At 61.2% G+C, this 15,269-nt stretch carries 15 protein-coding genes; 9 read left to right on the forward strand and 6 right to left on the reverse strand.

The features are described from left to right. Positions 1-503 (reverse strand): response regulator (locus tag ABIN98_RS23540; RefSeq protein ID WP_346913727.1); only part of this gene is annotated, 503 nt, incomplete at its 3' end. Positions 504-998: 495 nt separating this feature from the next. Between ABIN98_RS23540 and ABIN98_RS23545 the strand changes: the two genes are divergently transcribed. From ABIN98_RS23545 to ABIN98_RS23570, 6 genes are all read left to right on the forward strand, one after another. Further along, on the forward strand, positions 999-1,286 hold the full coding sequence (locus ABIN98_RS23545) for a hypothetical protein (protein WP_346913872.1): 288 nt from the start codon (positions 999-1,001) through the stop codon (positions 1,284-1,286). Then, positions 1,283-1,783: a (2Fe-2S)-binding protein gene (locus tag ABIN98_RS23550; protein WP_346913728.1), complete on the forward strand. Its 501-nt coding sequence runs from the start codon at positions 1,283-1,285 to the stop codon at positions 1,781-1,783. Before ABIN98_RS23545 ends, ABIN98_RS23550 begins: the two co-directional genes overlap by 4 nt. Beyond that, positions 1,780-4,161, forward strand: coding sequence for a xanthine dehydrogenase family protein molybdopterin-binding subunit (locus ABIN98_RS23555; protein ID WP_346913730.1), 2,382 nt, complete (start codon positions 1,780-1,782; stop codon positions 4,159-4,161). The genes ABIN98_RS23550 and ABIN98_RS23555 overlap by 4 nt, the downstream gene beginning before the upstream one ends. A gap of 47 nt (positions 4,162-4,208) precedes the next feature. Beyond that, positions 4,209-5,264, forward strand: coding sequence for a C4-dicarboxylate TRAP transporter substrate-binding protein (locus ABIN98_RS23560; RefSeq protein WP_346913732.1), 1,056 nt, complete (start codon positions 4,209-4,211; stop codon positions 5,262-5,264). A gap of 90 nt (positions 5,265-5,354) precedes the next feature. Beyond that, positions 5,355-5,918, forward strand: a complete 564-nt coding sequence (locus tag ABIN98_RS23565) for a TRAP transporter small permease (protein ID WP_346913734.1) — start codon at positions 5,355-5,357, stop codon at positions 5,916-5,918. Then, entirely contained in the window at positions 5,915-7,243 is a 1,329-nt protein-coding gene (locus ABIN98_RS23570) for a TRAP transporter large permease (RefSeq protein WP_346913736.1), read from the forward strand. The genes ABIN98_RS23565 and ABIN98_RS23570 overlap by 4 nt, the downstream gene beginning before the upstream one ends. A gap of 52 nt (positions 7,244-7,295) precedes the next feature. On the opposite strand, the gene ABIN98_RS23575 is transcribed toward ABIN98_RS23570, so the two are convergent. From ABIN98_RS23575 to ABIN98_RS23595, 5 genes are all read right to left on the reverse strand, one after another. Next, positions 7,296-8,087, reverse strand: a complete 792-nt coding sequence (locus tag ABIN98_RS23575) for a sulfite exporter TauE/SafE family protein (RefSeq protein ID WP_346913874.1) — start codon at positions 8,085-8,087, stop codon at positions 7,296-7,298. A 318-nt stretch (positions 8,088-8,405) separates the two neighbouring features. Beyond that, the gene (locus ABIN98_RS23580; RefSeq protein ID WP_346913738.1) at positions 8,406-9,179 is read right to left on the reverse strand and encodes an ABC transporter permease; all 774 of its coding nucleotides are present in this window, start codon (positions 9,177-9,179) and stop codon (positions 8,406-8,408) included. Further along, positions 9,176-9,982: an ABC transporter ATP-binding protein gene (locus ABIN98_RS23585; RefSeq protein WP_346913740.1), complete on the reverse strand. Its 807-nt coding sequence runs from the start codon at positions 9,980-9,982 to the stop codon at positions 9,176-9,178. Before ABIN98_RS23585 ends, ABIN98_RS23580 begins: the two co-directional genes overlap by 4 nt. Further along, positions 9,979-10,998 (reverse strand): ABC transporter substrate-binding protein, encoded by a 1,020-nt coding sequence (locus tag ABIN98_RS23590; protein WP_346913742.1) that lies wholly within the window; start codon positions 10,996-10,998, stop codon positions 9,979-9,981. Before ABIN98_RS23590 ends, ABIN98_RS23585 begins: the two co-directional genes overlap by 4 nt. 141 nt (positions 10,999-11,139) lie before the next feature. Beyond that, entirely contained in the window at positions 11,140-11,934 is a 795-nt protein-coding gene (locus ABIN98_RS23595; RefSeq protein WP_346913744.1) for an IclR family transcriptional regulator, read from the reverse strand. 131 nt (positions 11,935-12,065) lie between these two features. Here ABIN98_RS23595 and ABIN98_RS23600 point away from each other — a divergent pair, with 131 nt between their 5' ends. From ABIN98_RS23600 to ABIN98_RS23610, 3 genes are all read left to right on the forward strand, one after another. Next, positions 12,066-13,013, forward strand: coding sequence for a cupin domain-containing protein (locus ABIN98_RS23600; protein ID WP_346913746.1), 948 nt, complete (start codon positions 12,066-12,068; stop codon positions 13,011-13,013). Positions 13,014-13,191: 178 nt separating this feature from the next. Further along, entirely contained in the window at positions 13,192-14,334 is a 1,143-nt protein-coding gene (locus tag ABIN98_RS23605; RefSeq protein WP_346913748.1) for an FAD-dependent monooxygenase, read from the forward strand. Between the two features lie 116 nt (positions 14,335-14,450). Further along, positions 14,451-15,269: an IclR family transcriptional regulator gene (locus ABIN98_RS23610; RefSeq protein WP_346913750.1), complete on the forward strand. Its 819-nt coding sequence runs from the start codon at positions 14,451-14,453 to the stop codon at positions 15,267-15,269.

A 15,269-nucleotide genomic window follows, 5' to 3' on the forward strand; every position in this document is an offset into this window, starting at 1 on the left:
GCCTTTTCCAGCTCCTGATTGGACTGCCAATAGCACCCCACCTGGCTGTAATGCTCGGCCAACAAGATCTGGGCTTCGAGCGGCAAAGGCTCGCTTTTCCGAACCTTCAGAATCTCCACGATTCTGTTTTCCAGCGATTTGATGTCAAATGGCTTGAGCAGATACCCATCCACTCCGGCCTCGATGACCTCGGCTATTTTATCCTGGGTGGCCTCCCCGGTTATCATCAGGAATGGTATTTCACTCAGTTCCTCATCCTCACGAATGGCTCGAAGAAGTTGTACGCCCTTCATGCGGGGCATATTCCAATCACAGATGATGAAATCATAGTACTGGTTTTTCAATTTCTTTATGGCCACATCACCGTCATCGGCATCACCGAAATTGCAAAATCCATACGTTCTGAGCATATTGCGTATGGTGCGCCGCATGTTTACCCGGTCATCGACCAACAAGAAACTGAATGATTCCACGTCATCGATTTGTTCCAACAGCTCGTTCAAAACTCACTCCCAAAGGTCGGATGGTTCATTGTCGGAAGCTGAGGCATTACCTCGGTTGGTTTGGCTTATTCAAAAAAACGGTGTTTCGCCGTAAAACAGATGTGGCTCAGCCACCGGCCAAATATAGGGCCGAGCATCATTTCTAACAATTTCATTTAAAAGAATCAATACACGGACGTACTGAATGAATTGTGCCAAAAGAGACCGGTTGTCGGTTCGGCCGGCTGACTCCGAAAAACCGAGGCCTAGGAAGCGGATATGGTTTTGGGGGCGTAAAGGCGCACTGTCGCGATGACATTCGCTTTTTTCAATGACCATGCATTGCCGTAACAACTTCGAATCCGCCCGACATTATTCGGCCCAGGCATTTATCCTGGCGGGTTGCCCTGGACCCTATGCCGAAACTGGTATTCATGATAAAAAGGAGGAATCATCCAGGGAGGTGGGGAGGTATGTCGATCAAGGATTCAGGCGGGGCCGGACGAGCGTCAGACGATCGCCGAGGTCGCCCGCCGGTCCGGCGATTACGCTCTCGCCGGTGTCTGCCTGGTGCAGCGCTCGGGCAAGCACAGGCTTTCGCTTTTTTCCGTCGCTCCCAAACCGGTTCTGGCCGTGCAGGCGATGGCGGAACTCGACAGGGGCGACGTTGACGGCGCTGTTAAAGCCTTGCAGGCGGACATCGATCCGTCGTCCGACACGCAGGCAACAGCAACCTACCGCCGTCATCTTGCCGGCATCCTGCTGCGGCGCGCCGTGGCGACGATCCGGAGAGAAAGCGAATGACGGAACTGTTTCGGGACAAGGTCGACATTGCCCTGACGGTGAACGGCGAGCCGGTGGAGGCGCGCGTGCCGGCGGGCCAGCACCTTGTGGATTTTCTCCGCACGTCACTTGGCTTGACCGGCGCCCATGCCAGCTGCGAACATGGCGTCTGCGGCGCCTGCACCGTCCAGGTCGACGGCAAGGCGGTGCGCGGCTGCCTGATGCTTGCCGCGCAAGCGGACGGTGCCGAAGTCTGGACCGTGGAAGGCCTGTCGGACACCGCCGAAATCAGCGATCTGCAGGAAGCGTTCGTGGCACGTAACGCGCTCCAATGCGGGTTCTGCACCCCTGGAATGCTGGTCGCGGCGAAAGAATTGCTCTCCGGCGGAGGAGTCCCCTCCCGCGCCGATATCCGGGAACACCTGTCTGGAAACTACTGCCGCTGCACGGGATACGAAGCCATCGTGGACGCGGTCGAGACCGTGGCTCGCGCGCGCGCCGAAAGGGGGACGGCATGACCATTCAATTCGACAATCCGGACCGGCCCAATTCCTACATCGGCAAGACGGTTCCCCGTCCGAACGCCAAACGGCTCGTCCAGGGGCGCGGTATTTATGTCGATGACATCTTGCTGCCCCGCCTCGTCCATGTCGCCTTCGTCCGCTCGCCGTTTGCGCATGCAAAGATCAACGGCATCGACGCCTCGGAAGCCCTGAACGTGAAAGGCGTTCTGAGGGTCTTCACCGGCGAAGACATTGCAAAGGTGTGCACGCCCTGGGTGGCGGTTCTGGCCCACCTGAAAGGACTCAAGTCACCGCCCGAATATCCGCTCGCCGTGGACCGGGCCTGCTGGGTGGGCGAGCCCGTGGCAGCCGTGGTCGCGACTTCGCGCGCTGCCGCCGAGGACGGCGCGGCCCTGATCGACGTGGACTACGAGCCGCTTGCGGCCGTCACCGACATGATGAGCGCGCTCGATGCCGATACACCCGTGCTTCACGCGGACATGGGCGACAACCTCGCCTTCCAGCGCCTGCACGAGCAGGGCGATGTCGATGCGGCAATGAAGTCCGCTCACAAGGTCATATCGGCGCGGTTCGTCACCGGCCGGCACACGGGCGTGACGCTGGAGCCGCGCTCCATCCTGGTCGACTGGAACCCGGCCGAAGACCAGATGACCGCCTATCATGCGACCCAGGCGCCGCACATGATCCAGACGGTTCTGGCGGAACATCTCGACCTGCCGGAAAGCAATGTCCGGGTCATCTGCGAGGACGTCGGCGGATCTTACGGCATCAAGGTCCACGTCTATCCCGACGAAGTCGCAACCGCTGCCATTGCAAAGATCATGGGAAGGCCGGTCAAGTTCGTGGCCGACCGTCTGGAGAGCTTCACCAGCGACATCCATGCCCGCGATCACGAAATCGAAGCGAAGATCGCGGTCCAGGAAGACGGCACGATCGTTGCCATGGATGTGGACGACTGGACGGCGATCGGCGCCTATTCGGTCTATCCGCGCACCTCCGCCATCGAGGGCAACCAGGTGGTGAACCTCTGCGGCGGGCCTTACGATTTCAAGCACTACCGGGCGAAGACGACGGTCGTCTTCCAGAACAAGACGCCGACCTGCCAGTACCGTGCGGTGGGCCATCCCATCGCAGTTGCGATCACGGAAGGGCTCGTCGACATGGCAGCCGCCGAGATCGGGATGGACCCGGTCGAAATCCGCCGGCGCAACATGTTCAAGGACGATGCCTATCCGGCGACCTCGCCCGCCAACATGCGGTTCGAGGGCCTGTCGCACCACGCCTCCCTGAACAAGCTCCTGGAGCTGATGGATTACGACGGTCTGCGCACCGAACAGGCGGACCTGCGCAAGAGGGGCATCCATCGTGGGATCGGCATTGCCAGCTTCATCGAGCTGACCAACCCCTCGCCCTTCATGTACGGCATCGGCGGTGCGCGGATTTCCGCCCAGGACGGATGCACGGTGCGGATGGATCCGGACGGCTCGGTCGTGGCGCTGTCCGGCGTGACGGAACAGGGACAGGGAACCGAGGCGATGCTGAGCCAGGTGGTGGCCGAGGGGGTGGGTGTCTCTCCCTCCAAGGTCCGCGTCATCACCGGCGATACCCAGGTCACGCCATACGGCGGCGGGACATGGGCCTCGCGCGGAGCCGGCATCGGCGGCGAGGCCGCCCTCCAGGCGGCGCGCGCGCTTCGGGACTCGATCCTTGAAGTGGCGGCAGCCATGCTCCAGGCCGAGCAATCGAAGCTCGATATCCGCGACGGCGCCGTGGTCGATACGGCTACGGGTGAGGCCCGGATGCCGCTGGAGGAACTCGGGCGGATCGTCTATTTCCGCGGGGATACGCTGCCGAAGGGGCTGCCGCGCGAGTTGGTTCAGACCCGGCACTACATCACTTCCGACTATCCCTTTGCCTTCACCAACGGGGTGCAGGCCTCCTATCTGGAGGTCGATACCGACACCGGCATCGTCAAGCTACTCAAGCATTGGTGCGTCGAGGATTGCGGACGGGTGATCAACCCGCAGCTCGTCGACGAACAGATCCGTGGCGGGATCGTCCAGGGCCTGGGCGGCGCCCTGTTCGAGGAGATCCATTATGACGCCGACGGCCAGCTTCTGAACGGCTCGATGGCGGACTATCTCGTGCCCATGGCGGCCGAGATGCCCGACATGGTCATCGGCCACGTGGAGACGCCGACACAGGAAAGCCTGCTCGGCGCCAAGGGTGCGGGGGAAGCCGGCACGGCCGGGTCTCCGGCAGCCGTCATGAATGCGATCAACGATGCCTTGCGGCCCATGGGCGCGCAGGTCACCGAGATGCCGTTCACGCCTGAACGGATCCTTCGGGCACTTGGGGCCCTGGAGGACTGAACTGAAAGGGGCTTTGGAGGAAGAGCCCCGCAACCTGGGAGGAAATCATGAAGTTCATTACCCTGGCGACCGCGACGGCCATCGTCGCCTGTTCCGCGGGCTTTGCCGCCGCGCAGCAGACCATAACGGTGAATATCGGCTCATCGCACCCGGAACAGAATATCTGGGTTTATGCGATGAAGAACACGTTCGAACCGGAAGTGAACCGCATCCTGGAAGCTGCCGGCGAGTACAAGATCAACTGGGTCGAGTCCTACGGCGGTACCCTCTACAAGTTCACCGATACGCGTGAAGCCGTCATGGACGGCATCGTCGACGTCGGCATGGTCGGCACGGTCTGGGAAGGCGCCAACATGCCGCTCCAGAACGTGACCTATTTCACGCCCTTCGCCACCGAAGACCACAAGATGATCATCGAGATTTTCGATGACCTTTCGGAAAACCTGCCGGAGCTTCGCGACAGCTGGGCCGAAAACGGCATGGTTCACCTGTCGTCGCTGATCACCGACAGTTACGACATCTATGCGACCTTCCCGGTCAACTCGATGGGGGACCTCGCCAACCGGAAGCTGAACGCGCCCGGAACGTCGGCGAACTGGCTGCGGGGCACGGGCGCCACGCCGGTCGATGGCGCGCTGACCACCTACTACACGAACATCCAGACCGGCGTGACCGAAGGCACCCTGTCGTTTGCCTCCGGCATTCTGCCGACCCGTGTCTATGAAGTCGCGCCGGAGCTCACCCGCGTGGGCATCGGCTCGATGTATTTCGGCGGCATCGCGGCCAACAAGGATTTCTTTGATGGCCTGCCGGAGCCGGTCCAGAAGGCGTTCCGCGAAGCGGCCAAGGCAACCTCCCAGGCCCATGGCCAGTATGTCGAGGATCTTGCCAAGCGCGCCCTGACCGAAATGCAGGCGGCGGGCCTGACGATCCACGAACTGCCGGAAGCTGAGAAGACGGCCTGGGTCAACGGCCTGCCCAATATCGTGGAGCCTTGGCTCGAGCAGACCGGCGATGCCGGACGCGTGGTCCTGAAAGCTTATTTCGATGCGCTGCGCGCCCGCGGAGCCGAGCCGTTGAGGGCATGGGACGAAGGCCTCTAAGATAGGCCTCGCGCCTCAGGCGATAACCGCACTCTCCACCCGCCCGGAAACCGACTGGGCGGGTGTTTGCAGATTGAAATGGATACGACGATGACCGACGACACCAATGCCGAAACCGACGACGCCTTCGTCCCGGCCTTCTCGGAGGCGCCTTTCGGCGCGACCCTCGGCAGCCTGGCCGCCATCATGTCGTCCGTCGGCACGCTCTCGATCGGAGCACTCATGGTGCTCATCGTGGCGGATGTTCTGGGTCGCAACTTCTTCAATGCACCGATTACCGGCGTCGCGGAAATCGCCGGCCGCGCCGTCGTCGCCATTGTCTTCCTGCAGGTGGCCGCCGCGATATTGCAGAAGCGCCTGACCCGCGCCGATTTCCTGATCCGCCGTCTCCAGGGCGTGTCGCCCAAGGGCGTGTGCCTGATCGAAGCGGTATTTTCCATTGCAGGCATGATCGTGTTCGCCCTGATCGTCTGGGCCTCCTGGCCGAAACTGGCAAGCGCCTGGGCGACATCGGAATTCTTCGGCGTCCAGGGTGTTTTCACCATTCCGACCTGGCCCTTCAGGGGCATCACGGTCCTGGGGTCCGCGGCCGCGGTCCTCGCCGCGCTTTACCGCGCGCAAGATGAAATCCGCAAGTTCCGGAGCCTACCATGACCACCCTGACCATCGGCCTCCTGCTTGTCGGGGCGCTGATCCTTCTGGTCCTGCTCGGGATGCAGATCGCCTATGCGCTGTTCCTGGTGGCCTTCGCCGGCATCTGGATCATCCGCCACAATATCGATCTCGCCTTTCGCATGCTGGAACTGACCGCCTATAGCGGGATTGCGGACTATCTATTCGCGACCATCCCTCTGTTCGTGCTTATGGGACTTCTCGTCAGCGTCTCCAACGTCGGGCGCGACACGTTCGAAGTCGCCGAGGAACTGCTTCGCCGCGTTGTCTGCGGGCTTGGTGTCGCGACGGTTGCGGCCAACACGATCTTTGCCGCCGTAACCGGCGTTTCCATTGCTTCGGCTGCGGTTTTTACCCGTGTCGCCGTTCCGGAAATGAAGCGCCACGGCTATCGTTCCGCGTTTTCGGCCGGAACGGTCGCGGGCTCCTCCGTGCTCGGCATGCTGATCCCGCCAAGCCTCCTGCTGATCATTTACGGCGTGCTCGCGGAGGTCTCCATCGGCGGCATGTTCATCGCCGGCATCCTGCCCGGCCTGCTGCTCGCGGGCGGGTTCGTGGTGATGCTGATCTCCGTAACGCTGCTCTTTCCCGGCTTCGTGATGACCGATCCGGACGCCGCGAAGCAACGCCGGCTGGACCGCGACGTCGAAACCATGCCGCTCGGGCAAATGATCGCGAAGCTGGTGCCGATCATCTTGCTTGTCATCTTGGTTCTCGGCGGGCTTTACTCCGGTTTCTTTACCCCGACGGAGGCCGGTGGCGTAGGCGCCTTCGGCGCCCTCATAGTTGCCCTCTCCCGCCGGTCCCTCGACCGCTACACTCTCTGGCAGGTGATGAAGCAAACCGGCGTCATCTCGGTTTCGATCCTGCTCCTGCTGATCGCGGCGAGCTATTATTCGCGCATGCTTTCCATCGCCGGGCTGCCCAATGCGATCGCGGGACTGGTCAACCAGAGCGGCCTCGGCCCTATGGGCTTCATGCTGCTCTGTTCAGGCCTCATCCTCGTCATGGGCATGATCCTGGACAGCACCTCGATCCTTTTGATCATGGTCCCGATCGCAGCGCCGATCGCGCAGGGCATGGGGATCGACCTCAGCCAATTCGGCATCGCGGTCGTGATCGCGGTGGAGATCGGCCTGCTGACGCCGCCGTTCGGGATCTCGGTCTTTACCGTCCACAACACGCTCAACGACCCGGCAGTGTCCGTCGAACAGATCTTCGCCGGAACCATGCCATTCATCGCGGTGATGCTGTGCGTCCTGCTGCTGGTCATCCTGATCCCGGGGATCGCGACCCTCTTCCTGTGACCGCAGGAGCGAAATCCTGACTGACAGGTGGCGGGTTCTGCGACCCCGCGTTTCAGGACTGCAACATCTGGCCGATGCTTCGGTATATCATATAGCTCGCGACCACGAAGATCAGACCGGCAAACAGGGTGTTCAAGGTGCCTTTTCGCGCTGACAACCGCTTGGCAAGCATCCCGCCGATGAGCCCTCCGAAAACACCGCCGCCGATGAAGACGGCCGCAAGCACCCAGTCGACATAGCCGGAAAAGGCGTAGTTCAAGGCCGTTGTCAGCCCGAAGGCGGTGACTGCGACAAGGGAGGACCCGATTGCGAAAAGGATCGGCATGCCGGTCGATGCCAGCAGACCCGGCACGATCAGAAAGCCGCCGCCAATTCCGAAGAAGCCGGAGAAAATACCGGTCAGGCCACCGAAACCCAGAACCTTATGCGCATTTTTCCCCGAGCATTGGGCTCCTGGATTTCCCTCCGCCCCGCGCTTACGAAACATGAGGCCGCCGACCACGAACATGAGAAGGGCGAACAGCAGGAGAAGTTTCTGCCCGTCGACGATCTTGCCGACGCTGGAGCCTATGAAGGCGCCGACAATTCCTGCAACGCTGTAGACCGCCGCACACCGCCATTTGACGTTGCCGAGCCGGGCATGACTCAGGAGATTGGCAAAGGCATTGGCCGCGACGGCGAAGGCACTCGTTCCGATGGCCATATGGGCACTGGGAACGCCGACAAGATAAACCATGAGAGGCACGGCCAGAACCGACCCGCCACCGCCGAACATGCCGAGTGTAAAACCCACCAGTCCGCCCGAGAGAACCCCGAGACCGTATTGTATCGGATCAAGATGCATCATCTGATCGCCGGCCTTTTTCCGGCCGGTCCACCTGTTTATTTCGACATCAGTCGCCTGAAGGCGTTCTTCGGCGGCCCCTGTGATGCGGTCGTCGCTTTCCGGCCGGACCATAGTCGGAAGAATACTTCCATATAATGTGAAATATGAATGTGATCATTTTCGGGCCGTATCGGCCATTCGGCGCAACGCCCCGGTCCCCTTTTGCCCACAAAGAAAAAAGGCGCCATCCCAAGCGGACGGCGCCTTCTTTCTCATTACCGGTCTTGATTGACCGGATTTGGCCCCGGCAACGGTCTACACCTCTGCCGACCGGTCTCAGGCCTTCTTGTTCGAGACGTGCCATGGCGTCAGCCAGGCGCGGAGCTGCGAAATCAGGCCATAGAGCACGAGGCCGACGAGCGTCAGGATCACGATGGTGCCGAAGAGTTCGGCAACGGCCAGATCCTGAAGATAGGCGACGGCCAGGTAGCCGAGCCCCTCGTTGCCGCCGATGAATTCCCCGACAATGGCACCGATCATCGCCAGAACGACCGCCACTTCCGCACCGGCCAGAATGACCGGAAGCGCCGATGGCAGTTCCAGGAGCGTGAACCGCTGCCAGGACTTTGCCTGAAGCATGGTGAGCACGTCCTTGTCTCCGGGCTCGACCGACTTGAAGGCCACCAGCGAGTTGGAGAACACCGGGAAGAACGACAGGGCCGCCGCGATCACGATCTTCGATTCCAGTCCGAAGCCGAACCACAGGATGAACAGCGGCGCCAGGGCGATTTTGGGGATCAGCTGGAGGCAGACGATGAAGGGTTTCGCCGCCCACTCGACTGGTGGGAACCGGGCCATGGTAAAGCCGAGCCCGACACCGATGAAGGTGGCGATCAGGAACCCGGAGATCGCTTCCGTTGCGGTTATGCGCGCATGGTGCCAGAGCTTTGGTTCGGTGATCATCTGGCTCAGCGCGACCAGGATCTTTTCCGGCGGCGGCAGCACGAAGGCGGAGACTTCGGCCGAATGGACATAGACCGACCAGATGATCAGGAAAACGGTCACCGATGCGATCGGCAGGCCAATCCGGTAAAGGCGTTCCCGGCTCATTGCATCCCTCCTGTCAGCGCGTTCCTGAGATGGGCGACCGCGTCCTGGAATTCCGAACGGCGCTGCAGATCGAGATCGCGGGGTCTAGGAAACGGAAGCTCCTCGATGCCGATGATGCGGGCAGGACGCGGCGCGAGCACCACGACCCTGTCGCTCAAAAACGCGGCCTCGGTAATCGAATGCGTGACCAGGATGGTCGTGACCTTCGCCCGGGCGCAGACATTCATCAGCTCCATGTTGAGCGTGTCGCGCGTCATGGCATCGAGCGCGCCGAAAGGCTCGTCGAGCAGAAGCACCTGGGGATCGGTCACCAGGGCTCGGGCCAGCGAGGCACGCTGACGCATGCCTCCGGAGAGTTCCGACGGACGATTGTTTTCAAAGCCGGCCAGGCCGACCATGTCGCACAGCGCCTTGGCCCGCTCCATGCGTTCGGCCTTGGCAACGCCGGATATCCGCAATGGCAGCGCCACATTCTCCGCCACCGTGAACCAGGGAAACAGGCGTGCTTCCTGAAACATCATGGAAACCGGCCGCGTCGCTTCCACCGACCGTTTCCTGCCCGACCAGACGGAATTGCCGCGAACGGCCACCTCGCCGCTGGTCGGGTATTCCAACCCTGCGATAATCCGCAGCAAGGTGGTCTTTCCGCAGCCCGACGGCCCGAGCAGGGAGACGAACTCTCCCTTGCTCAAAGTCAGGCTGGCGTTAGAGATCGCCGTGACGGCCTTGTCGTCCGTCCCGAAGATCTTCTCCACGCCTGAGAGTGCGATTTCCGGTTCCTGCGAAACCGTATGCGCATTCATTTCTGCAGAGCCTTGTCCAGCAGATCGTTGGTGTAGAGGGACTTCGGATCCGGCGTGGTGTCGATCATCTTCGCCTCGGTCAGAAGCGAGACCGCCTTTTCCCAGACTTCGGGAATGTTGCGCAGCAGGTTCGCCTCGGACTTGGACACCCAGTTTTCCGAGTTGGCGCGCAGATCCTGCTTTGCGGTCTCCATGTCATTCAGACCGCGCACGTCGTGCTTCGATCCGATGGCCTTCAGGATCGGCTCCAGATCCGAGGCCGTGGCAATTTCAAGAGCGGACTTGTGGGTCGCGCGCAGGAACTTGACGAACTTCTCCGGGTTTTCCTTGATCGCGTCTTCATGGGCGACATAGACCTGCCCGGGCATGCCGTCGTCCATGGGAATGGCGTGGACGTCGTCGCTGGCGGCCTTGGCCTTGATCATGGAAGAGGTATTGCCGATGAAGGCGCCCGCGCGGCCGGCTTCGATCAGGGCGAAGGACGCGGCACTGTCGGCGACCTTGACCTTTTCAACCGAGTCCGTCGCAAGGCCAGCGCCGGACAAGAGCAGGTCGAGCGTGCCTTCCATCGAGCCGCCGAGGGAGGCCATACCCACGGTACGGCCCTTCAGATCGGCCACGGAGTTCACCGGATTGGACTTGGAAGAGATGATGTAGAACGGCGACAACTGCGCAATGGTCGCGATGGAAATCAGCGGCGCGCCGTTGTTGACCTTGGAGACGATGTAGTTGGTTCCGCCGGTCCGGCCGGAATCCATCTGCTTCGCGATCACCATCTGGGCTGCCATAGCCGCACCCTTGGCCGACTGGATCGAGAAGGTCAGGCCTTCGTCGGCGTAGTAGCCTGCGGCTTCCGCGTAAAGTACGGAGCCGAATGCCAGAGAAAGGCTGAACGGAGTAATGAATTGAAACTCATCGCCCGCGGCAAAACCGGATTTCGGAAGGGCAAGATAGGCCGCCCCGGTGGCTGCTGCGCCAAGAAAATGCCTGCGGTTCAGTTTACCTGTCATCATCATGCCTTCACCCTCGTTTGCTTGTTGGCAGTTACGAAAGCTCCAGCCTAGGTGTAAGTATTTTCCCTAGCGATAGGCCGTTTTATATATAAAACACAGATCAGGAAGACGATACAACTAACGATATACTTTACCTTTTTGCACCTACTTTGCATGCTCCGCTGTCGTTTCCTGCCAGCCGAGCAGCCTGGAAATACGCTTAGCCGTCCGAACCACAGCTTCACGCACCGGTCCATGAATCTCCGCTAGGTGCTGTTCTGAAATCGGCGCCGTGACATTGATGCCGGCGGCGACACGCCCGGTGATGTCGTGAACGGGCGCTGCCACCGAGGCAATGCCCGCTTCGAAGTTACCGGCATGCACGATGGCTTCCGCGCCATGATCGGCTTTCGCCTGGGTGAGAACCTCCGTCATGCTGATGGCGCCGCGAACAAGCGCGGCGTTGTCGCTGCGAAACATGCTGACGAGGCTGTCGGTGGACAGATCCGCCAGCATGACGCGCCCGATGGCGGTGTTGCGGGCCGGAAGCCGGCTGCCGACATGAACAATGGACATATCCGCATATTTGGCGGGGATCCGTAGCACGTAGAGAACCGAGGTGCCGTCCAGCACGCCCATATGCGCGGACCAGTTCAGTTCGTCGCGCAGGCGCTCCAGTTCCGGCTGGGCGATCTCGACGATCTCGCGCGTGGCCAGATAACCATAGCTGAGCCTGAGGATACCGGGACCGACGGCATAGGTATTGGTGCGCTGGTCGTGGATCAGGCATCCCATCTCTGCTAATGTGTAGACCGTACGGAACGCCGCTGAGCGGGTGATCCCCAGACGTTCGGATATGTCCTTCAGGGAAAGGTTCGGCGTTTCCGGGGTAAAGCACTGCAATGCCTTCAATCCGCGCACGAGGCCCGGGACCAGGTATCGATCCTCGTCAGCCGCCATGTTCTCTCATCTTTCTGTTTGCTGGAATAAAACCGGTCTGCGTTTCACCAGTAAAACGCAGTCTCACCTGTAAAACAAGATGCCCCTAGAGTTGATCCATATCAACCGCGTATGAGGACGGAGACGCCGACATGAACATCGAGAACCAGGAATTCAAAACGCTTAAAGAAGCCCTGAAGGCCAATACCGGCCGTTTTGTCGACAAGCGCTTCGACTGGGAAGCGTTTCCGTCGAACATCGGCTTTCCGGAGCTTTCCCGCGCCCAGATGCGCTACATCGGCGCCGGCGGTTCGCCGAAGGTCGGCGACACCTCGACCCTGAAGCCGGATCACTTCACCCTGTCGCTGATCTACAAGGAGCCGGGCAAATACGCCGCCTGCCATAGCCACGAGATCGAGGAAAGCTTCCTGATCATCGACGGCAGCCTGATCGTCGGCTGGGAAAAGGACGGCGAAGTGGTCGAAGTCAACCTCGGCCCAAAGGACATGATCCTGAACGCCCGCGAAATCGGCCACGGTTTCCGTGTCGACGGCGTCGAGCCGGTCCTGATGTCGATTTCCGTCGACGTCGGCAAACCGCTTCCGCCGGTCTACCACTACCACCCGAAGGAGCATGCGCCGGAACTGGCCCGCAGCTTCGGAGCACAGCCGGGCAAGACCATGCCGTTCGACCCGAACGGCTCCCATCCGCTGCAGAAGCTGATGGGAAAATACGTCGCCCGTCACAATGAACTGGAAACGATCTGGGACGATGCCGGCTTCACCCGCAAGGTCTATTGCGGCCCGGGCGGCGTCGAGACCGATACCTGCCGGAAGGAAATGCTCGGCATTCCGTCGCGGGTCGGCGTCAAGCCGTTCACGCGGGACGTGGAAGACGCTTTCCTGGTGCTTGAAGGCTCCCTGACCGTCGGTTGGGAAGAGAACGGCGAAACCACCGAAGTCGAACTCGGACCGCGCGACCTGGTTAAGACCCCGGCCGGCCGCAAGCACTGGTTCCGCAACAACAGCGCCACGCCTGCAACCGTCTGGTATGTGGTGGGCTCCGCCGAGCCGGAAACGGTCAAGTTCGAAAAGGCCTGATACCGAAAAGACCATGAAGAGGGGCTGCCACCCATCGGCGCAGTTTACTGTGGCAGCCCCCTTTAACTTCCAAAGAGCCCGTGACGCCGCCGGCTACGTAGTTATCCGGTTGACGGGCAATCCATACACGACAATAATTGAACATAATGTTCAAATATGATCTTTCCGAGGGCTTGAGATGACCGTATTGAAGGTTGGGATCTGTGGTGGCGGTGTTGGCGGTCTGTGCGCGGCGATCGCGCTGACCGACATGGGCCACGACGTGACGATATATGAACAGGCTTCCGAATTCGGCCGCGTTGGCGCCGATATCAACCTGACCCCCAATGCCGTCCATGCTCTCGACAGGCTCGGCGTCGGCGAGCGCCTGCGCGAAACCGCTGCACGGCCGACGCACCGGATCAGCCGCCAATGGGACACCGGCGAGGAAACTTCGCGCCTGCCGATGAGCACGGCGGCGGAAGAACGCTACGGCTCGCCGCAGCTGACCATCCACCGGGCAGATCTTCTCAACGCCCTGACCGATCGCTTACCGGCCAGCCGTATCCTCTTCGGCTGCAAGGTGAGCGGCGTCGAACAGGACGACACCAAGGCGACCATTCGGTTCGCCGACGGCAGCCATGCCGACTTCGACGTGGTCATCGGGGCCGACGGCATCCATTCCGTCGTCCGGACCGCGCTGTTCGGCAAGGACGACCCGAAATTCACCGGCCTGGTGTCCTACCGCGCGGTCTTCCCGCGCTCCAAAGGCGCGGACGTTCCGGATCTCGACGCCTTCACCAAATGGTGGGGCCCGACCAGCGACTACCAGATCGTCACCTTCCCGCTCACCCGCGGCGAAGAAATCTTCGTCTTCGCGACCACACCGCAGACCGACTGGACCGAGGAAGGCTGGACCCTGCCCGGCGACATCAACGAGCTGCGCGCGGTCTACAAGGACTTCCATCCGCAGGCCCGCGCCCTGCTCGACGCCTGCGAAACCGTAACCCGCTCGGCGCTGCATGTGCGCACGCCGATGGAACACTGGTCGAAGGGCAGGATCACCATTCTCGGCGATGCCGCACATCCCATGGTGCCGTTTATGGCCCAGGGCGCCTGCATGGCGATTGAGGATGCCGTCGTTCTGGCCCGTTCTCTGGACGGCAAGTCCTCCGCAGAGGTGCCCGGCGCGCTCGAAACCTACGAGACTGCCCGGAAGCCCCGCACCGCCCATGTCCAGGAAAGCTCCCTTGCCAATGAATGGCTGAAAGACCGCGGCAACGCCGACTGGGTCTACGGCTATCATGCCTGGGAAGTGGGTCTTGACGACCTGGCAGCCTGACGAAAGGGCAATTGAGAAGCTGGTCAATATGTGACATATCGTTCATATTAGACCAGCTTTTTGAAATCATCCCGATTTCGTTTGAGCGTATGTGATCTGGATCAGGGAGCTCCTGCATGGCGATGGCATCCGAAAAGGACGCAGAACAGACGGGCTATTCGGTCCCGCCGGTTCTGCGGGCAATCGCGCTTCTGCGCTATATCGGAGCCGGCAACCGCTGCCGCAACATCTCCTCGGCCTCCAAGGAACTGGGAATCAACCGCACCACATTAATCCGCCTCATCCATACGCTGGAAGACGAGCGCATGATCGAGGAGATCGACGAAGGCGCCGGCTACCGTCTCGGAACCGGGCTGATCGCGCTCGCCTCCGAGGCCATCGCGGACCGGGACGTTGTCCAGATCGCCCGGCCGATCCTTGCCGACCTGGCGGCCGAACTCAATCTGTCGGCGCACCTTGGCATTCTCGACGGGCTTGAGATCGTCTACCTGGCCCGGGAAACGCCAAATTCCTACCTGGTCAGCAACGTGCGCGTCGGCACCCGTCTGCCGGCGCATGCGACCACCATCGGACGCATTCTTCTGTCTGAACTCGCGCCCGAGGCGCTGCACAAGCTTTATGACCACGTGAAGCTCGATGCCTATACGGACAAGACCAGAACCTCCCTGGAGGAACTGGAAGCACAGCTTGCCGAAGACCGGAAAGGCCGGATTGCCTGGAGCGTCGCCAATTTCGAGCCGGGGATCGGCTCCTGCGCAGTCGCCGTTTACGACGATCGCGGCCGGGCGGTCGGCGGCATCAACGTGACCGGGCAGGACAGCGTGTTCACGCCGGGCACGGACGAGGCGAATGTGATCGAACGCGCCATCAAGTCCGCGGCGAACCGGATATCCGAGGGGCTCGGGCACACGTCGCGAAGCATGCGCAGAGCCTAA

This window comes from uncultured Roseibium sp. (genome assembly GCF_963675095.2).
Lineage (GTDB): Bacteria > Pseudomonadota > Alphaproteobacteria > Rhizobiales > Stappiaceae > Roseibium.